Source organism: Blastococcus haudaquaticus (assembly GCF_900230285.1).
Classification (GTDB): Bacteria; Actinomycetota; Actinomycetes; order Mycobacteriales; family Geodermatophilaceae; genus Blastococcus_B; species Blastococcus_B haudaquaticus.
Map to the genome: position 1 here is coordinate 19,194 of NZ_OCNK01000004.1, position 19,361 is coordinate 38,554.

Sequence of the window (19,361 nt, forward strand, 5' to 3'; positions counted from 1 at the left end):
CGATGGCCCAGCACGAGGACACCCCGGCGACGCGGATCCTCGACGTCGCGGCCCGCATCGCCGACCAGCTGCTCGAGGTGCAGCGGCAGGTGAACCGGCAGATCGACGCGATGCACGCCGAGCTGCTGCCCGGCGTCCGCGCGCAGCTCGGCCTGGAGGACACCGAGACCGTCGACCTGGCCGGCCTGATGAACGCCCGGATCGCCGGCATGAGCATCGTCGTCACCCCGGAGGCGGTGGCCTCCGTCGTGCCGCTCACGGAGGCGTCGGCCGCGACCACCCGGGCCGGGCGGCGGGCGATGACCGACATCATCGGCGGCCGGGACGGGCGGCTCGCCGTCGTCGCCGGCCCGTGCTCCATCCACGACCCGGTCGCGACGCTGGAGTACGCCGAGTTCCTGCAGCGGATGCGCGCCCGGCACGCGGACGACCTCGAGATCGTGATGCGCACCTACACGGAGAAGCCGCGGACGGAGGTGGACTGGAAGGGGTTCGCCTACGACCCCTACCTCGACGGGTCCAACCGCATCAGCGTCGGTCTGGTCGCCACCCGGATGCTCATGTGCCGGATCACGGCGCTCGGGGTGCCGGTCGCCGCCGAGCCGCTGAACGCCCTCACGCCGCAGTACGTGAACGGTCTGGTGACCTACAACGGTGTCGGCGCGCGCAACGTCACCGACCAGACGGCGCGGGAGCGGGTGTCGGGGTTCTCCGCCGTCGTCGGGTTCAAGAACTCCCCGGAGGGGAGCATCGACGCCGCGATCTCGGCCGTCATCGCCGCCCGGGCACCGCACGAGTTCCTCGGGGTGGACCGGCACGGGATCTCCGCCCAGCTGTCGACGACGGGCAACGACACCGGCCACGTGATCCTGCGCGGGGACAAGGACGGCCCCAACTACTCCGCCGCCCACATCGCGCACACCCGGGAGCGGCTCCGGGCGCGCGGGCTGCCGGAGGTGCTCGTCGTCGACGCCTCGCACGGCAACAGCCAGAAGAACCACCTCCGCCAGATCGACGTCGTGCACGACCTGGCCGGGCAGATCGCGGGCGGTGAGGCCGCGATCCGAGGCGTGATGGTGGAGAGCAATCTGGTCGCGGGACGGCAGGACCTCGACCAGGAGCATCCCGAGGCGCTGGCGTACGGCACGAGCGTCACCGACGCCTGCGTCGACCCGGCCACCACGGAGGCCCTCCTCGAGGAGCTGGCAGCCGCCTCCCGGGTCCGGCAGCGCGCGGGTGGCGCCGGCGTCTGAGCCGACTGCCGGTGGAGCCGCCGGCCCCCCTAGTTGGGAACGATTCTCACTCGCGCTAACCTGACACGGTCTCTACCCGCCACGTCAGGAGCAACCCGTGCGTCCCCTCCCGTCCCTCTCCCGCCGAACCGCCGCGGTCGCCGCGGCGCTGCCGATCCTCCTCGTCGCCGCCTGCGCCTCCGACGACGGCGACCAGGCCGCGTCCTCGTCCTCGTCCCCCGCGTCCGCCGAACCCACCGAGGTCGGCGCCGCCTCCCCCCGGCTCGCCCTCACCTACGACGGCGGCATCCAGGTCCTGGACGCCACGACGCTCGAGGTGCTCGCGGACGAGTCGCTGGAGGGCTTCAACCGGCTGAACCCCGCCGGCGACGACCGGCACTTCCTGGTGTCGACGCAGGGCGGGTTCCAGTTGCTCGACGGCGGGGCGTGGGGCGAGCCGCACGGCGACCACGCGCACTACTACACCGTCGAGCCCGAGCTGACCGACGTCATGTTCGACGCCGAGAAGCCGGGACACGTGGTCGCGCACGCCGGCCGGACGGTGCTGTTCGACGACGGCACCGGAGAGGTCACCGCCTTCGACAGCGCGGACCTCGCCGACCCGGACCGCGAGATGCTCCAGTTCTCCACCCCCGAGGCGCACCACGGCGTCGCCGTCGAGCTCGAGGACGGCAGGATGCTCGTCTCCGAGGGCACCGAGGACGAGCGCACCGGCGTCCGCATCCTGGACGCCGACGGCGAGGAGATCGCCGCCACCGACGACTGCCCCGCCGTGCACGGCGAGACCGTGGCCGCGGACGAGGCGATCGTCATCGGCTGCGAGAACGGCGCCGTGCTGTACGCCGGCGGCGAACTGACCAAGATCGCCAGCCCGGACGCCTACGGCCGCATCGGCAACCAGTTCGGCACCGAGGACTCGCCGATCGTGCTCGGTGACTACGAACGCAGCGCGGAGGACAGGTCCAGCACGGTCGCCCTCATCGACACCACGACCGCGCAGCTGCGCCTGGTCGATCTCCCCGCGCCGTACTGGTACCGCTCCTTCGCGCGGGGGGCGGACGGCGAGGGCCTGGTCCTCACCTACGACGGCGCTCTGCAGGTGATCGACCCCGTCTCCGGCACCGTGACCCGCTCCATCCCGGTCACCGCCCCGTGGGAGGAGTCCGACGACTGGCAGGACCCGCACCCGAACGTCGTCGTGGTCGACGGCATCGCGTACGTGACCGAGCCGGCCGCCCAGATGCTGCACGCCGTCGACGTCGCGACCGGCGAGATCTGGAAGTCCACCCAGCTCGACGTGGTCCCGAACGAGCTGTCCGGGGTCTCGGGTGACGCCGACGAGCACGCCGACCACGACCACGACGACGAGCACGACGAGTGAGCCGGTCGCGCGCCGCCGTGGCCGGGCTGCTCCTGGCCGCCGTCGCCGGTTGCGGCGGGACGGCGTCCGACGGCGACGAGCGGCTGGAGGTGCTCGTCTCGTCCTACCCGCTGCAGTACGTCGTGGAGGAGGTCGGCGGTGCGCAGGTGACCGTCGCGAACCTGACGCCGCCGGGCGGCGACACGCACGGCCTGGAACCGGCACCCCGCGACGTCGCGGCGCTCGGGGAGGCCGACCTGGTGGTCCACCTGTCGGGCGGCATGCAGCCCGCGGTCGACCAGGCGCTGGCCCAGGAGCGGCCGGACCACCTGGTCGACGCCGCATCGGTGGCCGACCGGGGTGCGGACCCGCACTTCTGGCTCGACCCGCTCCGACTGGCCGCTCTGGGCGAGCAGGTCGCCGACGAGCTCGCGGAGGTCGACCCCGAGCACGCGGCGGACTACGCCGCGCGGGGTGAGCGCCTCACCCGGTCGCTGCAGGAGCTGGACCGGGAGTACGCCGACACGCTGGCCCCCTGCCGCGGAGCCACCCTCGTCGCGGCGCACGAGGCGTTCGGTTACCTGACCGAGCGCTACGGCCTGCGACAGGTGGGCGTGGCCGGGCTCGACCCGCACGTCGAGCCACCGCCCAGCCGGCTGCGCGACGCCGCCGAGGCGGTCCAGGAGACCGGCGCGCGGACGATCTTCTTCGAGGCGGCGGCGGGGTCGTCCGTGGCCGAGGTCCTGGCCGCCGACCTCGGGCTGGCCACCGACGTGCTGCACCCGATCGAGCGCGTGACGGCGGACGAGACCTATCCGGAGCTGATGGCGGCGAACCTGACGGCTCTCCGCCGGGGCCTCACCTGCGGCTGAGCGCTCGCGGGCGTCACGGCGCGGGAGTCGACTGCTCCCGCGCCGTGGCGGCACAGCAGGACCCGGCGCAGCCGCACCCGTCCTCCGCCGCGCCCGGGACGGGCGCGCAGCAGGACTCGCCACGCCACGCCGCGACACCCTCCCGTGCGGCGACCACGGCGATGACGAGGCCGGCGACCGGGTCGGCCCATCCCCAGCCGAGCGTCGCGTTGAGGACGAGCCCGACGAGCAGGACCGCGGACAGGTACGTGCAGAGCAGTGTCTGCGTGCCGTCGGCGACCACCGCGCCGGAGCCGAGTGCCCGGCCGGTGCGGCGCTGGGCCCACGACAGGAACGGCATGACGACCAGGGACGCCACCGCCAGGCCGATGCCGACCGGCGAGGCGTCCGGCTCGCTGCCCGAGAACAGCGCCCGGGCCGACTCGACCGCGACGAAGGCCGCCAGGGCGAAGAAGGCAACGGCCATGAGGCGGAGCGCCTGACGTTCGCGGCTCTCCGGCAGCCGGTGGCGGAACTGCCACAGGATGATCAGTCCGCTGGACACCTCGACCACCGAGTCCAGCCCGAACCCGACGAGCGCGACGGACCCTGCCGCGAGACCGGCGCTCACGGCGATGACCGCCTCGACGACGTTGTAGGTGACCGACGCCCCGGCGAGCAGCTGCGCCCGGCGGCCCAGCCGCGCGCGCTGGTCGGCGTCGCGCACGACGGTCGTCACGCCTGCTCGCCGTAGACCGGGCACAGGGCGACGGCGTCGCCGGTCACGGCCAGCAGGCGCTCCGCGGTGGCCAGGAGATCGAGCAGTTCGGGCGCCGTGGTCAGCGACCACAGCGACGCGCGCCCCTGCGGCCGGGACGCGACCAGGCCGCAGTCGCGGAGGCAGGCGAGATGGGCCGACACCGTCGACTGCGCGAGGCCGAGGTGTGCGGTCAGGTCGACCACCTTGTGCTCTCCTGCGGCCAGGTGGCGCAGGATCGCGAGCCGGGCGGGATCCCCGAGACTGCGGAACATGCAGCCGGCTGCGGACAACGCGGAGAGCTCACCTCCAGGTGCTCGACGAACCACGACGTCGGACGCTGTCATCGTCATCGGGCGATGATAGCGGTCCTTCTGGGGGGTGCGGCGGACGTGCTCCGAACGGCCTGTGACTGTCTCCGGTCACTGACGCCGGTCACTCACCAGTCACGGGCAGGAGGCGGCCTGTAGGCGGGCAAAGCTAGCGGCACGAGCCGCGCCGGCGTGCCTTCAGGTTCCCCGTCGACGTTGCGAAAGCCCGACAACTGCAGTTCCGACGGCACGGGCAGCGGGTGGGCGTCGTTCGGGTGCTCAGCCGTACGCAGGAGGGGCAGCGTCCCGACGTGCGGCGCGACCAGTGACGCGTAGGGCTCGCCGAACCACGTCAGCCACACCGGGTGGTCGGGCAACCCGCGCCACCCGTGGACGTTCCCCAGGTTCGTCGGCAGAACCGTTCGGGTGTCGCTGGCCAGGCCGGTGCCGCAGTGATCCCGACTCACGGCCGCCTGGGCGTGGAAGCAGTCGAGTTGTTCGGCGACCCGCCGGAACAGGTGCACGACCTCCTACCGCCACCCGGCATCGTCCAGCGCCGGCAGGAGCAAGTTGAGCCCGACGACGTAGAGGGGACGCCTTTCGGTCGGCGCACCCGGCCAGGTCATCCGGCCGGTGTGTCCCCACACGAAGGGACGCCGGGCTCGCCAGGAGAGATGGTCCTCCTCCATCACAGCCCGCACGAAAGCATCGGGGCCGTCAGTGTCCAACCTGTACTGCAGCGGCTCGAACGGACCGAACCGGACGGGGGCTGCCTCCGGCAGCGACAGCAACAGGTTCAGCAACCCGGTGACCGTGTCCTGCGTAGGAGCACGAAGCGTCGTCCACTCGATGACCAGCGCATCTATCCGATCGGTGTTCTGCGGCACCGCCGCCGCTCGCCGCCTGGATGAGGCGGGCCATACGACGTCGTCGTCCTGAGGGTCGTAGAGAGCGCCGTCGATGGCTTTGGCCAGAGCAAGGCACGTGCGGCGAGCCAGCGTGATCGACGTCCCGGAGGCTTCCGAGACGGATACCTGGAACTGCACGTCCGGTCCCATGATGCGTGTGAGCACCTCAGCCGGAACGTCCTCGCGTTCGACGCGCAGGGGTCCTTCTATGGAGAAGGCCGGACGTACTGCTCCGCGGACCCTGCGGGACACAAGTCGGAAGCCCTCGCTCCCCTCGACGATCTGGTCACGCAGAACGTCGACGAGCGCCGAGGCGACCTTCTCGCTGCGGCCGAAGACGTGCAGGTCGATGCTCACCCGGCGATGGTCGCAGCGCACTCGTCGCACGAGGACGAGTCGTCCGGTGACACGCCACCGAACCACCGCTCGCAAGCAGAGGCCGGCAGACGTCAGTCGGGAGAAAGTCGCGTCTCCGAACCTGTACCGAGAGCGACAAAGGCCCCGGACCGGCGTCTCCGCTGGTCAAGGGCCTTGTGTTGCTCCCCCGATAGGACTTGAACCTATAACCCTGCGATTAACAGTCGCATGCTCTGCCAATTGAGCTACGGGGGACGAGCGGGTACGACCCGCTGGCCCGACGAGACTACCCCACGGCCGGCGGCCCTCCCGGGACCCCCTCGCCCAGGTTCGTGACGCGCGCGGCCCGGGTAGCGTGATCATCGAACTCGCTCGTCCGCCTGTGGAGGTTCTCGTGGCCAAGCTGTCCTTTATCGCCGGATTCGGCGCCGGCTACGTCCTCGGCTCGAAGGCCGGCCGCGAGCGGTACGAGCAGATCCGCCGCGGCTGGGAGCAGGCCAAGGACGACCCCCGCCTGCAGAGCATCGCCGGCGTCGCCCAGGCCAAGGCCGACGACGCACTCGCTTCGCTGCGCACCCGCATGGGCGGCGAGCCGCCCCGCTGATCCGCCCGGCCGGTCAGTCGACCTGGTCGGCCGCCACCAGGTCGGCGAGCTTCCTGCGGGCCGCCTCGCGGGCCTCCGGATCGCTGCGCCGCTCGTCGTCGTCGAAGACGACGGTCCACTCCCGGACAGGCTGACCGGGGATCCGCCGGGCCACCAGCAGCACCCCTCCCCCGCCGGGCAGCGGTGACCGCTGGCTGGCGACCACCGTCTCGTCGACCCGCCGGCGCACGATCGCCGGCAGATCGCCGGCATCGGTGAGCACGTGGCGCTGCGCCCGCTCCCGCGCCTGGACCCCCGGCTCCACCTCGACCAGGGCGGTCACGACGAAGCTGCCTCCGCCGTCGCCGGTCGCCGTCCAGCGGGCCTCGGCGACCTCGTGCCAGCGGAGCACCCGCACGTCCTCGACCGACGTGACCTCGAGCGGCACCGCGCGCAGGCCGCGCGAGGTGGCGACCAGCCAGCCCTCGTCGCGGGCCAGCGTTCCCCAGGCGAGCACCCGCTCGTCCGGGTCCGACGACGCCAGGACGGCGACCCGCACCGGCTCCGGCGGCCGGGCGAACCGGCGCTTGACCTTGTCGACGAGGCTCACGGCGTCAGCCCACCCATCGCGCGTTCGCGCAGCGACCGGGCCTGGGCCTCGAGCGCGACGAGACGGCCGAAGACCTTCGTGTACTCGTCGGGGGCCTCGACCGGGTTCATCCGCTGCAGCTTCCCCTTGAGGGTGGCCACCTGGCGGACGGTCGCCATCTCCTGCAGCCGGGCCATGACGGCGTTCACGTAGTGCGCGTCCGCCTCGCCGACCGAGCGCATCGGCTCGACGGCGAGCGCCGTCAGCTGGGCTCGTGCCGACTCGCGCGGGCACTCGGCGGCGACCTGGTCCAGCCACTCCGGACCGGTCACCCGGGCAGCCGCCGCTCCCCCGGCAGCGGCGACCGCGGCAGCCACCGCCGAGTAGTCCGGGTCGGTGTAGGCGTCGAACGGGATCGCGTCGAAGGACGGGCCGGCGATCTCCGGCACCTGCAGCGCGGCCTTCACCGCCTCACGCTCGACCTCGACCGCGGCGTCGTCGGGGGTCCGCTGGGGACTGCGCTGCCGCTGCCGCGGGCGCTCCTCGGCGCCGCCCGACAACCGGCGGAGACGCTCCATGACCTCCGACTCGTCCGGCAGCCCGAGCAGTCCGGCCAGGCGGCGGGCATAGGCGGGACGGAGGGCGTGGTCCTTGATCTGCGCGAGCAGCGGCGCGGTCTTCTCCAGCGCGTGCACGCGCCCCTCGACGGTGTCGAGGTCGTACTCGGCCAGCGTCGTCTTGAGCACGAACTCGATCAGCGGCGTCCGGCGGGCGATGAGGTCGCGGACCGCGGCGTCGCCGTGCTCCTGGCGCAGCTCGCACGGGTCGTTGCCGTTCGGCTCGACCGCGACGAAGGTCTGCCCGACGAAGCGCTGGTCCTCGGCGAAGGTCTTCATGGCCGCCGCCTGGCCCGCGGCGTCGCCGTCGAAGGTGTAGACGACCTCGCCCCGGAACTCGTCCTGGTCCATGAGCAGCCGGCGCAGCACGCTGATGTGCTCACCGCCGAACGCGGTCCCGCAGGAGGCGACCGCGGTGGTGACGCCGGCCAGGTGGCATGCCATGACGTCGGTGTAACCCTCGACGACCACGGCCTGGTGCCGGCGGGCGATGTCGCGCTTGGCCCGTTCGATGCCGTACAGCACGGTGCTCTTCTTGTAGAGCGGCGTCTCGGGGGTGTTCAGGTACTTGGGGCCCGGGTCGTCGTCCATGAGCTTGCGGGCGCCGAACCCGATGACGTCGCCGGTGATGTCGCGGATCGGCCACACGAGGCGCCGGTGGAAGCGGTCGATGAGCGTGCCGCGCGAGGACTCCTTGGCCAGCCCGCCGGTGACCAGCTCGGCCTGGGTGAACCCCTTGCCGCGCAGGTGCCGGGTCAGGCCGTCCCAGCCGCCGGGGGCGTAGCCGCAGCCGAAGTCGACGGCCACCTGCCGGTCGAAGCCCCGTTCGGCGAGGAACTGGCGGGCCGGCGCGGCGTCGGGCGTGCCGAGCTGCTCGACGAAGAAGTTCGCGGCGGCGGTGTTGGCGGCGACCAGGCGGGCCCGCTGGCCGACGTTCGCCCGGTCGGGAGCACCGGTGGCGCGGCCGCTGTCGTCCTCGTAGTGGAGTTCGACGTTGGCCCGGCCGGCCAGCAACTCGACCGACTCCGAGAACGAGAGGTGGTCGATCTGCTGGATGAACGAGATGACGTCGCCGCCCATCCCGCACCCGAAGCAGTGCCACAGCCCGCGCGAAGGGGTGACCTGGAAGGACGGCGACTTCTCGTCGTGGAAAGGACAGAGCCCCTTGAGGCTGCCCCCGCCGGCGCGCTTGAGCTGCAGGTGCTCCCCGACGATCTCGTCGATCTTCGACCGCTCGCGGACCAGCGCGATGTCGGCGGCCCGGATGCGTCCCCGGCCCGCCATCAGCTGCTGCCCACTGCGCCGGCCGTCGTCGCCGCGGTCACCGCGGCCGTGTTGCGTCGGCTGATGACCAGTTCCAGCCAGAGCAGGAACACCTGGTGGTCGAGGGGAAGGTCCGGCTCGGGGCTCAGCGTGGGTCGAGGCGACCACCCACCGGTCGAGCCGCTCTCGGCGACCTGACGGCCGCCGGAGACGAAGCGGTGCGTGCCCTTCCAGTAGGACAGGCTCTGCACCTGGACCTGCGTCCCGTCGAGATCCGCCGTCCAGGTGCCCTTCCACATCGACGTCTGCCGGGCACGCAGACGTGCGGAGTCCTCCGGCTCGGCGGCCCAGCGGCCCCGGAGCTCGCCCTTGCGCTTGCTGAACAGCCACTCCCGGTCGCCGACGACGGCCGTGGCTGCCTCCTTCCAGTCCGAGGCGCGCAGGGTCGCGACGACGGACCCGTCGCGGAACACCGGCAGGACGCCCTTCTCGGTCCCTGCCGTCCCGGCCTTCCCCAGTTCGAGCACGCGTCTCCCCCTCAGCCGATGCCGGGTGCGCCGGCGACGCTCTCGCCGGTCACGCGGTAGAGCAGATAGGCAGCAGTCTCCCGCAGGATGTAGCGGAACTGCGTGGCGCGGGTCTGGACGGCCGGGCCCTGCCGGGTCGGCGAGCTCTCCGCCTCGATGCCGGAGTCCTCGGCCATCCGCTGGGCGCGCATGGCGTGCCACGGGTCGGTGACCAGGACCGCGCTCGCCCAGCCGCGCTCGGCGAAGGCCGTCGACACCACACGCATGCTCTCCAGGGTGTCCACGCCCTCCTCCACGGCGAGCAGAGCGTCCTCCGGCACACCGCCCGCGGCGAGGTAGGCGCGGCCGGCCTCGGCCTCGGAGAACTCGTCGCCCTCCGCGCGGCCGCCGACGGTCACGATCACCGGGGCGACGCCGGCCTCGTAGAGCGAGATGGCGTGCTCCAGCCGCGCCTCGAAGAAGGAGGACGGGACGCCGTTGTACTGCGCCGTGCCGAGGACCACGATCGCGTCCGACGCCGGACGGGAGTCCTGCCGGGCGGTCCACCAGATCGCCAGCCCGGTCGACACGACCAGCAGGATGCTGGCCAGGACGGCGGCACCGGCGACCCGGTTCAGCAGGTTCCCGATGCGCACCCCCACGCGTCATGGGTACCACGCCGCCCTGACGTGCTGCGGCCCCTGGGGATCCGTGGCGTCGTCGTCCACACCCCATGGGGCGCCCCGGAGGAGGAGGCTCCCGCCGACAGCCCGCACCAGCCGTCGGAAGGACCGGGACATGGAGCGTCATGTCGTCACGGGCGAAGGACTCCCCCCGCAGATCGGCCCCTACTCGCACGCGGTGCGCGCCGGCGGGTTCGTCTTCGTCGCCGGGCAGCCCGGCATCGATCCGGTGACCGGTGAGGTGCCCGACGCCTTCGAGCCGCAGGCGCGCCAGGCGTTCAGCAACCTGGTGGCCGTCCTGGGCGTCGCGGGCAGCGGACCGGGCCTCGTGGTCAGCACGACGGTCCTGGTCTCCGACCACGCCGACTTCCCCGCGATGAACGCCGTCTTCGCCGACTTCTTCCCGGTCGACCCACCGACCCGGATGACGATGCAGGTGCCGCTGCCCCGTGGACTGCTGATCTCCGTCGGGTGCACCGCCGTCGACGGGAGGTGACCGCTCAGGAGCCGGCGCGCTCCCCGCCCAGTGCCGCCCGGCCGGCCTCCAGCCGGGCGACCGGGACGCGGAACGGCGAGCACGACACGTAGTCGAGCCCCACGTCGTGGAAGAAGTGCACCGAGTCGGGGTCACCGCCGTGCTCCCCGCAGATCCCGAGCTTCAGGTCCTCCCGTGCTGCCCGGCCGGCGTCCGAGGCGATCTGCACGAGCCGGCCGACCCCTTCCCGGTCCAGCGACTCGAACGGCGAGATCCCGAAGATCCCCTTGTCCAGGTACTGGTGGAAGAACGCCGCCTCGACGTCGTCCCGGGAGAAACCCCACGTCATCTGGGTGAGGTCGTTGGTGCCGAAGGAGAAGAACTCGGCGTAGGCGGCGATCTCCCCGGCCGTGAGGGCGGCCCGCGGCACCTCGATCATCGTGCCGATCGTCGCCTGCACGTCCACGCCCTCGGCCTCGCAGACCTCGGCGAGCACCCGCTCGGACTCCTCGCGGATCGCCTCGAGCTCCTGCACCGCGCCGACCAGCGGGATCATGATCTCCGGCCGCGGGTCGCCGCCGGCCTTGCGGCGGTCGCAGGCCGCCTCGGCGATCGCCCGTACCTGCATGGCGAACAGGCCCGGCACGACGAGGCCCAGCCGGACGCCGCGCAGGCCCAGCATCGGGTTGGACTCGTGCATGCCGCGCACCGCCGCGAGCAGGCGCAGGCTGCCCTCGTCGGGTTCCCCGCGCTCCTCGGCGAGGGCGACGCGGACCGACAACTCGGTGAGGTCGGGCAGGAACTCGTGCAGCGGCGGGTCGAGCAGCCGCACGGTCACGGGCAGCCCGTCCATCTCCTCGAAGATCTCGAGGAAGTCCTGCTTCTGCAGCGGCTCCAGGGCGTCCAGTGCCGACTGCCGCTCCTCGGGGCCGTCGGCCAGGATGAGCTTCTCGACCAGCTTCCGCCGGTCGCTGCCCAGGAACATGTGCTCGGTCCGGCAGAGGCCGATCCCCTGGGCGCCGAAGCGCCGGGCGCGGGCGGAGTCCTCGGGGGTGTCGGCGTTCGTGCGGACGTCGAGCCGCCGCTGCTCGTCGGCGTGGGCGAGGATCCGGTGGACGCTGCGGACGACGTCGTCGGTGTCCGATGCCTCAGGATCGATCTCGCCCTCGAAGTACCGGACGACCGACGACGGCTCCACGGGCACCTCGCCCAGCCACACGCGGCCGGTCGAGCCGTCGATGGAGATGACGTCGCCCTCGTTGACCACCGACCCGCCGGGTGCGGTGAACTTCCTGCCCTTGGTGTCGACCTGCAGCTCCTCGGCGCCGCACACGCAGGTCTTGCCCATGCCGCGAGCGACGACCGCGGCGTGGGAGGTCTTGCCGCCGCGGCTGGTCAGCACGCCCTGGGCGGCGATCATCCCGGAGAGGTCGTCGGGGTTGGTCTCCCGGCGGACGAGGACGACGTCCTCCCCGCGGTCGGCCCACTTCACGGCCTCCTCCGAGGAGAAGACCGCCTTGCCCACGGCGGCGCCCGGTGAGGCGTTCATGCCCTGGGTCAGCTGCGTGGCGTCCCCGCCGGAGACGAAGCGCGGGAACATCAGCTGGGCCAGCTGGTCGCCGGTCACCCGGCGGACGGCCTCGTCCATGTCGATGAGGCCCTCGTCGACCAGCTGGGTCGCGATGACGAACGCGGCGGCTGCTCCCCGCTTGCCGACGCGGGTCTGCAGCATCCAGAGCTTATTGCGCTCGATCGTGAACTCGATGTCGCACAGGTCGCGGTAGTGCGACTCCAGGCGCGACATCGTCGTCATCAGCTCGTCGTAGGCGTCCGCGTCGATCTGCTCGAGGTCGGCCAGGGGCACCGTGTTCCGGATGCCGGCGACGACGTCCTCGCCCTGGGCGTTCTGCAGGTAGTCGCCGTAGACGCCCTGCGCCCCGCTGCCGGGGTCACGGGTGAAGGCGACGCCGGTGCCGGAGTCCGAGCCGAGGTTGCCGAACACCATGGAGCAGACGTTCACGGCGGTGCCGGCGTCGCTGGGGATGCGCTCCCGGCGGCGGTAGATGATCGCGCGATCGGAGTTCCACGAGTCGAAGACGGCGTTGATCGCCATGTCCATCTGCTCCCGCGGGTCCTGCGGGAAGTCGTTGCCGGTGTGCTCCCGGACGATCGCCTTGAACCTGTCGACGACGTCCTTCAGGTGCTCGGCGTCCAGGTCGAGGTCGAGTTCGGTGCCCTGCTCGGCCTTCACCGCGTCCAGGGCGTCGTCGAAGAGCTCGCCCTCGATGCCGAGCACGGTCTTGCCGAACATCTGGATCAGCCGGCGGTAGGAGTCCCAGGCGAAGCGCTCGCTGCCCGACTGCTGCGCCAGGCCCTGGACCGACTCGTCGTTGAGACCCACGTTGAGGACGGTCTCCATCATCCCGGGCATCGAGGCCGCCGCTCCGGAGCGCACCGAGACCAGGAGCGGGTCGGCCGGGTCGCCGAGCGTCTTGCCCATGGCATCCTGCAGCGCCGCGAGGTGCTCGGTCACCTGGGCGTCGAGCTCGGGCGGGGTGCCGGCGTGCTCGAGGTAGTACCGGCAGGCATCGGTGGTGATGGTGAAACCGGGTGGGACCGGCAGGCCCAGGTTGGTCATCTCCGCCAGGTTGGCGCCCTTGCCACCCAGTAGGTCCTTCTGGTCCTTGCTGCCCTCGCTGAAGTCGTAGACCCACTTCTTCCCGGCCACCGCACACCTCCGCATCCGTCGGCCCTCGGCGGGCACGTTCCGTCCGACCTGTCGCCTGCGGGCAAGACGTCCTAAACGTCCCATCGACGTAGGCGTCGATCGTGACCGACAACCGCCATGGACGCGACCCCGCGCCGGGTGACACGGATCACCCGCGCCCGTCGCTCAGGAGCCGGGTGCGGTCCCGCAGATCCGGAGGCCGTCCTCGCCGACGACGGTCAGCTCCGTCGTCGTCCCGTCCGCCCACTCCACCGGCACCAGGCGGGCGTCGCCGTCGCGGACGGGGGTGCCCACCTCGGCGGCGCCCTCGCCCAGGTAGGCGGCAGCGAGCTCCTCGGGCGACAGGCGGACCCGCTCCTCCTGGCAGAGGAGGTCGTAGGCGGTCTCGACGTCGTCCGCCGCGAGAGCCGCGACGAAGACGCCGGCCACCTCCTTCGCCTGGTCGGACCCGGACCCCTTGAGCAGGAGGGTCAGGACCACCATGAGGACGGCGAAGGCCGCGGTGCCGCCGAAGACGAGCAGGAGCGTGCCCGACCTGCGGCGCGGGGTTCCGGTGTGCAGGGGCGCGGGCCCCTCGTCGTAGAGGTACGGACCTTCCGGAGCCGTCATCCGCCGCTCACCTCGAGTTCGGCGCCCGCCGGCGGGCGGGGGTCGTCGCGGTCGGCCAGCCAGCCCTGGGGCAGGGCGACCGGGCGAGGAGCCGTGGTGCGCCCGCGCGGTGCGCCCAGGACGGCGGCCGGATACGGCTGGTCGGGGATGCCGGCCAGCAGCTCGGCCAGCTCGTCGAGACGGCTCACCATCGCCAGCGCCCGGCGGGTGTCGGAGCCCACCGAGAAGCCCTTCAGGTACCAGGCGACGTGCTTGCGGAAGTCGGAGCAGCCGTACCGCTCGCCGTGCTCCTCGGCGAGCAGCGTGGCGTGCCGGTGCATGACGGCGGCGACCTCGCGGAGGGTGGGCAGCGCGCGGCGCGGTGTGCCGGCGAAGGCTGCGGCCAGGTCCCCGAACAACCACGGCCGGCCCAGGCAGCCGCGGCCGATGACCACGCCCGCGCAGCCGGTCTCGGCGACCATGCGCAGGGCGTCGTCGGCCTCCCAGATGTCGCCGTTGCCGAGCACCGGGATGTCGACGGTCTCGACCAGCCGGGCGATCGGTGACCAGTCAGCCGTCCCGCTGTAGAGCTGATCGGCGGTGCGCCCGTGCAGGGTGATCGCCGCGGCGCCCTCGTCCTGGGCGATCCGGCCGGCGTCGAGGTAGGTCACGTGGTCGGCGTCGATGCCGATGCGGGTCTTGATGGTGACCGGCACGTCCCCGGCGGCGCGCACGGCCGAGCGGACGATGTCGCGGAGGAGCACCCGCCGCCACGGCAGCGCCGAGCCCCCGCCCTTGCGAGTCACCTTGGGCACCGGGCAGCCGAAGTTGAGGTCGATGTGCGCGGGCCGGGTACCGGCCACACCCTCGTCGACCAGCATCTCGACCGCGCGACCCACGGTGGCCGGGTCGACCCCGTAGAGCTGGACGGAGAACGCGTCCTTCTCGTCCGCGGTCGCCCGGATCATCCGGAGCGTCTTCTCGTTGCGCTCGACCAGCGCCCGCGTGGTGATCATCTCGCAGACGTAGAGCCCGGCCCCGAACTCCCGGCAGAGCGTGCGGAACGCCGGGTTGGTGATGCCGGCCATGGGCGCGAGCACGACCGCGGGGTCGACGACGAGCGTGCCCAGCTTCAGGGCAGGCAGGGACGTCGTGATCACGGCGTCCAGGGTAGGCGTCGGCCCGCCCGGATCTCGCCGCCCGGCCGAGTGAGCAGTTGTGGTCCGCCTTACCGGCGGGTCGTGCGGTGTCGGCGACCACAACTGCTCACTCGGACCGTCGCGCTCCCGTCAGAAGGGGTAGACGCGGGGCTCCACCTGCATGCTGATCCACCGCAGCTCGGTGAAGGCGTCGATGCCGGCCTGGCCCCCGAACCGCCCGTAGCCGCTGTCCTTCACGCCACCGAAGGGCATCTGCGCCTCGTCGTGCACCGTGGGCGCGTTGATGTGGCAGATGCCGGACTCGATGCGCCGGGCCACCTGGAAGCCACGAGCGGCGTCCCGGGTGAACACGGCGGCGGACAGGCCGTACGCGCTGTCGTTGGCGGCGGCGATCGCCTCGTCCTGGTTGCCGACCCGGGTGATCGTCACGGCCGGGCCGAAGATCTCCTCCGAGAAGATCTCCATCTCCGGCGTCACGTGGTCCAGCACGACGCCGGGCATGATCGTGCCCTCCGGCGCGCCCGAGGTCAGCACCTTCGCGCCCTTGGCGACGGCGTCGTCGACCAGCCGGCCGATGTGGTCGACGGTGCTCTGCCCGATGACCGAGCCGAGGACGACGTCGCCCTCGCGCGGGTCGCCGATGGGCAGCGACTCCACCCTGGCCACGAGCTTCGCCACGAACTCGTCAGCGATCGAGTCGTCCACGATGATCTTGTCGGTCGACATGCAGACGTGGCCCTGGTTCACGAAGCCACCGAAGGTCGCCCCCTGGACGGCGGCGTCGATGTCGGCGTCGTCGAGCACGAGCAGCGGGTTCTTGCCGCCGAGCTCCAGGACCGCGGGCACGAGGTGCCGGGCGCAGACCTCGCCGATGATGCGACCCACCCGGGTGGAGCCGGTGAAGTTGAGCCGGCGCACCGCCGGGTGGGCGACCATCGCCTCGGTGACGTCGGCCGCGTCCTCGGGGGCGACGGTGATGACGTTGACGACGCCCTCCGGGAAGCCGGCCTCCAGGAGGACCTCCCCGAGGAGCATGTGCGTGGCCGGGGAGAGCTCGGAGCACTTGAGGACGACGGTGTTGCCGGCGGCGAGCGGGAAGGCGACGGCGCGGGTCGAGAGGATCACCGGCGCGTTCCACGGCGCCATGCCGACGACCACGCCCGCGGGCTGGCGGATGCCCATGCTCAGGCTGCCGGGCACGTCGGAGGGGATGACCTGGCCGCCGACGGAGGTGGTGAGGCCCGCCGCCTCGCGGAGGATGCCCGCGGCGAGGTGCACGTTGAAGTGACCCCAGCCGGTGGTGGCGCCGCACTCGGCGGCCATCCGCTCGACGAAACGGTCGGTGCTCGCCTCGAGCAGGTCGGCGGCCTTCAGCAGGAGCATGCGCCGCGTGCTGGGGGTGGCGGCGGCCCAGGACTCGAACGCCGCGGCGGCCGCCTCGACGGCGCGGACCGCGTCCTCGACGCCGGCGGCGGGCGACACCGTCACCACCTCGCCGGAGACCGGGTTGGCGCGGGTGAAGGTCCGTCCGCCGGTGGCGGACGACGGCTCACTGCCGATGAGCAGGCTGGTCTCGAACACGGTCACTCCTGGAACTGGATGAGTACGGGTCGGGTCGTTCGGCGGCCGGCGCAGCGACCGGCGGACGACGGGGCAACCCCATCGTCCGCCCGGGCGCAGGTCGGCCGCGTGGTGGAGCGGGTCAGGCGGTCGGGACGGTGCCGGTGTTCATCGCGGCGAGGATCTCGTGCTGGCGCAGCGTCTCCCCCGCCAGCTCGGCGCACACGCGGCCGTGGTGCAGGACGTAGACGCGGTCGCAGAGGGTCGCCAGCTCGTCGAGGTCCGTGGAGCACATGAGGACCACCGCGCCGGCGTCGGCCACCGAGCGGACCAGGCCGTGCATCTCGGCCTTGGCCCCGATGTCCACCCCGCGCGTGGGGTCGTCGAGCAGCAGCACCGAGGGGTGCGTCTGCAGCCACTTCATCAGCACGACCTTCTGCTGGTTGCCGCCGGAGAGCAGGCCCGCGCTCTTCTCCAGGGACGACGTGCGCAGGTTGACGCGGGAGGCGTGCTCGGCCGCCCGCTCGCGAAGCGTCCGCTTGCGGACGAGCAGACCGTCGCGGGCCAGTGCGACCGACCGGACCTGCCCGGCGTTGTCCCAGATGGGCTTGTCCAGCATCAGCCCGAGCCGGCGGCGGTCACCCGTCACCAGCGCCACGCCGCGTGCGATGGCGGCGCGCAGACCCCTGGGTGCCGGCTTGCCGTCCGGCAGCAGGACGGACCCGGCGGTGGGACGGCGCAGGCCGGCCGCCAGCTCGAGGACCGTCTGGTGCCCGGCACCGGCGACACCGGCCAGTCCGACGACCTCCCCGGGGGTCGCGGTCACGGAGACGTCGCTCAGCCGGTCCTCCACCGAGACGTTCTCCACCCGCAGGGCGCCGCTGCCCCGGGGGGCGGCGACCGCGCCGCTGAGGTCGACCGTGGCGCGCGGGCGCACCTCGGCGAGCTCCGCGTGCCGCTCGCCCAGCATCGACTCGACGATCTTCGGGATGGTGAGGCCGGCCAGCGGTGCGGCGTCCAGCACGGTGCTCCCGTCCCGCAGCACGGTGACCTCGTCGCAGAGCGCCATGACCTCCTCGAGGATGTGCGACACGAAGACGACGGCGACCTGCCGGTCGCGGAGCACGCGGAGGATGTCGAGCAGGACCTCCGCCGTCTTCGAGTCCAGCGCCGAGGTGGGCTCGTCGAGGATCAGGACGCGGGGGTCGGTGACCAGGGCCTTGGCCACCTCGAGCAGCTGCCGCTGGGCCAGGGACAGGTCGCCGACCTTGTCGCGCAGCGAGACGCGGAGGCCGAGCTGGTCCAGGATCGGCCGGGCCAGCTCGGCCATCCGGCCGCGGTCGACGAACGGGCCGCGCCGCGGCTCGCGCATCGGGAACATGTTGCTCAGGACGTCGAGGTCCGGGAAGAGGCTCAGCTCCTGGGAGACGACGGCGACCCCGTGCCGGGCGGCGTCGGCCGTGTCGGAGAAGGAGACGTCGGTTCCCTCGAGGCGCAGCACGCCGGCATCGGGGCGCACCGCACCGGTGATGATCTTCACCAGCGTCGACTTGCCCGCACCGTTCTCACCCAGCAGGGCGTGCACGGTGCCCGGGCGGACCCGGAGCCCGGCGTCGGCCAGTGCGGTGACGCCGCCGTAGGTCTTGCGCACGTGCTGCGCCTCGAGGGACAGCATCAGTTCTCCAGCTCGGTGAGGTACTCGTCCATGTTGGCGAACTGCTCCTCGGCGACGTCCTCGAACCACGCGAGCCGCGAGGCCTCGTCCGTCTGCCGCTCGATGATCTCGTCGACGTTGTCCGCGGTCACGAGCAGCTCACCGGGGTTCCACCAGCCGGTGGGCAGCTCCTCGCCCTCCTGGGCGTTGAGGGCCAGCAGCCGCAGGCCGATGTAGCCCTTCAGCCAGTGCTCCGGGGATGAGATCGCGAACAGGTGGCCGTTCTTCAGGCCCTCCAGGGCGGCCGGGTCCAGGTCGCAGGCACCGCCGAGCCAGGTGCCGCCGGTGCTCTCGTGCAGTCGGGCGAGCGAGACGGAGTCCTGCGCGCCGGCACCGAGGTAGGCGACGGCGTCCGGGTGCGCCTTGAGCAGGTTGTTCCAGGCGTTGTAGTTCTCGGTCGGCTCGTTCGCCGTGGCGAGCGGGCCGACGATCTCCAGGTCGGGGCGCTCGGTCTTGAGCACGTCCACCATGCCCGCGAGGCGCTCCTCGAGGGTGGGCAGGCCGGGGATGGCGTTGGCGAGGACGACCTTGCCGCCCTGTCCCTCCGGCAGCTGCCGCACGAGCTCCTCGGCGAGGATGCGGCCCACGTCCTCGTTGCTGTTGCCGACGAAGAACTCGACGCCGCTGCCCTCCGGCGGGGCGGTGTCGATCGAGACGATCGGGATGTCGCTGCTGGTGGCCTGCTCGAGCGGGCGGGTGAACAGGTCCGGGGTCAGCGTCTCGAAGAGGATGCCGTCCTTGGAGGTCTGCATGGCGGACTGGAACATGGACACCTGCTGCGGCCCGTTGATGCCGGCCGGGGCGGCCTCGCTGTAGTTGACGCCCTCGCGCTCGGCGGCTGCGGCCTTGGCGCCCAGGGCCATCTCCTGCATCGCGTTGATGGTGGAGGTGGCGTAGACGAAGGACAGGTCGACCTCCTCGGCCGAGCCCCCGGAACCGGAGTCGCCGCCGCCCTCCGATCCGCATGCCGCGGTCAGGGCCATCGTGGACGTGATCGCGAACGCGACGACTGCGTTACGCCGCCGCGACGGTGCGGCGGTGAGGAGGGATCGCATGGGGCCTTCTCTCTCTGGGAGCGGGTAGGGCGGAGGGCGGCGT

19 protein-coding genes and 1 tRNA gene are annotated in these 19,361 nt (G+C 72.4%); 5 read left to right on the forward strand and 15 right to left on the reverse strand.

The annotated features are described in order from the left end of the window. Positions 1 to 2 precede the first annotated feature (2 nt). The 3 genes from CRP30_RS16190 to CRP30_RS16200 all read left to right on the forward strand — a co-directional run bounded on the left by CRP30_RS16190 (position 3) and on the right by CRP30_RS16200 (position 3,485). Positions 3 to 1,253, forward strand: a complete 1,251-nt coding sequence (locus CRP30_RS16190) for a 3-deoxy-7-phosphoheptulonate synthase (protein ID WP_097185056.1) — start codon at positions 3 to 5, stop codon at positions 1,251 to 1,253. Positions 1,254 to 1,350: 97 nt separating this feature from the next. Further along, positions 1,351 to 2,634: a zinc metallochaperone AztD gene (gene aztD / locus CRP30_RS22540; RefSeq protein WP_097185057.1), complete on the forward strand. Its 1,284-nt coding sequence runs from the start codon at positions 1,351 to 1,353 to the stop codon at positions 2,632 to 2,634. Then, on the forward strand, positions 2,631 to 3,485 hold the full coding sequence (locus tag CRP30_RS16200; protein ID WP_097185058.1) for a metal ABC transporter substrate-binding protein: 855 nt from the start codon (positions 2,631 to 2,633) through the stop codon (positions 3,483 to 3,485). The genes aztD and CRP30_RS16200 overlap by 4 nt, the downstream gene beginning before the upstream one ends. Before the next feature lie 13 nt (positions 3,486 to 3,498). On the opposite strand, the gene CRP30_RS16205 is transcribed toward CRP30_RS16200, so the two are convergent. From CRP30_RS16205 to CRP30_RS16225, 5 genes are all read right to left on the reverse strand, one after another. Continuing rightward, positions 3,499 to 4,203, reverse strand: a complete 705-nt coding sequence (locus tag CRP30_RS16205; RefSeq protein ID WP_097185059.1) for a cation diffusion facilitator family transporter — start codon at positions 4,201 to 4,203, stop codon at positions 3,499 to 3,501. Beyond that, positions 4,200 to 4,574, reverse strand: coding sequence for an ArsR/SmtB family transcription factor (locus CRP30_RS16210; RefSeq protein ID WP_097185060.1), 375 nt, complete (start codon positions 4,572 to 4,574; stop codon positions 4,200 to 4,202). The genes CRP30_RS16205 and CRP30_RS16210 overlap by 4 nt, the downstream gene beginning before the upstream one ends. An 86-nt stretch (positions 4,575 to 4,660) precedes the next feature. Further along, a complete protein-coding gene (locus CRP30_RS16215; RefSeq protein ID WP_097185061.1) occupies positions 4,661 to 5,056 on the reverse strand; it encodes a hypothetical protein in 396 nt (131 codons plus the stop codon). A gap of 6 nt (positions 5,057 to 5,062) precedes the next feature. Further along, positions 5,063 to 5,797 carry a hypothetical protein gene (locus CRP30_RS16220; protein WP_097185062.1) on the reverse strand — a complete coding sequence of 245 codons (735 nt, stop codon included), beginning with the start codon at positions 5,795 to 5,797 and terminating at the stop codon, positions 5,063 to 5,065. A gap of 182 nt (positions 5,798 to 5,979) precedes the next feature. Beyond that, positions 5,980 to 6,052, reverse strand: a tRNA-Asn gene (locus tag CRP30_RS16225). Between the two features lie 139 nt (positions 6,053 to 6,191). Here CRP30_RS16225 and CRP30_RS16230 point away from each other — a divergent pair. Beyond that, the gene (locus tag CRP30_RS16230) at positions 6,192 to 6,401 is read left to right on the forward strand and encodes a hypothetical protein (RefSeq protein ID WP_097185063.1); all 210 of its coding nucleotides are present in this window, start codon (positions 6,192 to 6,194) and stop codon (positions 6,399 to 6,401) included. Between the two features lie 13 nt (positions 6,402 to 6,414). On the opposite strand, the gene CRP30_RS16235 is transcribed toward CRP30_RS16230, so the two are convergent. The 4 genes from CRP30_RS16235 to CRP30_RS16250 are packed head-to-tail and all read right to left on the reverse strand — an operon-like array spanning position 6,415 to position 10,017. After that, positions 6,415 to 6,990: a hypothetical protein gene (locus CRP30_RS16235; protein ID WP_097185064.1), complete on the reverse strand. Its 576-nt coding sequence runs from the start codon at positions 6,988 to 6,990 to the stop codon at positions 6,415 to 6,417. Beyond that, positions 6,987 to 8,870 (reverse strand): DNA primase, encoded by a 1,884-nt coding sequence (gene dnaG, locus CRP30_RS16240; RefSeq protein ID WP_097185065.1) that lies wholly within the window; start codon positions 8,868 to 8,870, stop codon positions 6,987 to 6,989. Before dnaG ends, CRP30_RS16235 begins: the two co-directional genes overlap by 4 nt. Further along, positions 8,870 to 9,376, reverse strand: coding sequence for a hypothetical protein (locus tag CRP30_RS16245; protein ID WP_097185066.1), 507 nt, complete (start codon positions 9,374 to 9,376; stop codon positions 8,870 to 8,872). The genes dnaG and CRP30_RS16245 overlap by 1 nt, the downstream gene beginning before the upstream one ends. An 11-nt stretch (positions 9,377 to 9,387) precedes the next feature. After that, a complete protein-coding gene (locus tag CRP30_RS16250) occupies positions 9,388 to 10,017 on the reverse strand; it encodes a YdcF family protein (RefSeq protein WP_097185067.1) in 630 nt (209 codons plus the stop codon). A gap of 136 nt (positions 10,018 to 10,153) precedes the next feature. Here CRP30_RS16250 and CRP30_RS16255 point away from each other — a divergent pair, with 136 nt between their 5' ends. After that, positions 10,154 to 10,534: a RidA family protein gene (locus tag CRP30_RS16255; protein WP_097185068.1), complete on the forward strand. Its 381-nt coding sequence runs from the start codon at positions 10,154 to 10,156 to the stop codon at positions 10,532 to 10,534. A 4-nt stretch (positions 10,535 to 10,538) separates the two neighbouring features. Here the strand turns inward: CRP30_RS16255 and ppdK are convergent, their stop codons facing one another. From ppdK to CRP30_RS16285, 6 genes are all read right to left on the reverse strand, one after another. Next, positions 10,539 to 13,241, reverse strand: a complete 2,703-nt coding sequence (gene ppdK, locus CRP30_RS16260) for a pyruvate, phosphate dikinase (RefSeq protein WP_235003483.1) — start codon at positions 13,239 to 13,241, stop codon at positions 10,539 to 10,541. Positions 13,242 to 13,406: 165 nt separating this feature from the next. Next, the gene (locus CRP30_RS16265) at positions 13,407 to 13,850 is read right to left on the reverse strand and encodes a hypothetical protein (RefSeq protein WP_097185069.1); all 444 of its coding nucleotides are present in this window, start codon (positions 13,848 to 13,850) and stop codon (positions 13,407 to 13,409) included. Further along, positions 13,847 to 14,989 carry a tRNA dihydrouridine synthase DusB gene (gene dusB / locus CRP30_RS16270; protein ID WP_097185070.1) on the reverse strand — a complete coding sequence of 381 codons (1,143 nt, stop codon included), beginning with the start codon at positions 14,987 to 14,989 and terminating at the stop codon, positions 13,847 to 13,849. The genes CRP30_RS16265 and dusB overlap by 4 nt, the downstream gene beginning before the upstream one ends. Before the next feature lie 129 nt (positions 14,990 to 15,118). Then, positions 15,119 to 16,570, reverse strand: a complete 1,452-nt coding sequence (locus CRP30_RS16275; RefSeq protein WP_097185071.1) for an aldehyde dehydrogenase — start codon at positions 16,568 to 16,570, stop codon at positions 15,119 to 15,121. A 121-nt stretch (positions 16,571 to 16,691) separates the two neighbouring features. Then, a complete protein-coding gene (locus tag CRP30_RS16280; RefSeq protein WP_097185072.1) occupies positions 16,692 to 18,224 on the reverse strand; it encodes a sugar ABC transporter ATP-binding protein in 1,533 nt (510 codons plus the stop codon). Continuing rightward, complete coding sequence (locus CRP30_RS16285) at positions 18,224 to 19,318, reverse strand: sugar ABC transporter substrate-binding protein (protein WP_200814810.1); 1,095 nt, start codon at positions 19,316 to 19,318, stop codon at positions 18,224 to 18,226. Before CRP30_RS16285 ends, CRP30_RS16280 begins: the two co-directional genes overlap by 1 nt. Positions 19,319 to 19,361 lie beyond the last annotated feature (43 nt).

What these genes read in the sequence shown, in the direction of transcription:
- dnaG (WP_097185065.1), bottom strand. Translation starts at nt 8,870, where the DNA reads ATGGCGGGCCGGGGACGCATCCGGGCCGCCGACATCGCGCTGGTCCGC.
- CRP30_RS16280 (WP_097185072.1), bottom strand. Translation starts at nt 18,224, where the DNA reads ATGCTGTCCCTCGAGGCGCAGCACGTGCGCAAGACCTACGGCGGCGTC.
- CRP30_RS16255 (WP_097185068.1), top strand. Translation starts at nt 10,154, where the DNA reads ATGGAGCGTCATGTCGTCACGGGCGAAGGACTCCCCCCGCAGATCGGC.
- CRP30_RS16190 (WP_097185056.1), top strand. Translation starts at nt 3, where the DNA reads ATGGCCCAGCACGAGGACACCCCGGCGACGCGGATCCTCGACGTCGCG.
- CRP30_RS16265 (WP_097185069.1), bottom strand. Translation starts at nt 13,850, where the DNA reads ATGACGGCTCCGGAAGGTCCGTACCTCTACGACGAGGGGCCCGCGCCC.
- CRP30_RS16285 (WP_200814810.1), bottom strand. Translation starts at nt 19,318, where the DNA reads ATGCGATCCCTCCTCACCGCCGCACCGTCGCGGCGGCGTAACGCAGTC.
- CRP30_RS16210 (WP_097185060.1), bottom strand. Translation starts at nt 4,574, where the DNA reads ATGACGATGACAGCGTCCGACGTCGTGGTTCGTCGAGCACCTGGAGGT.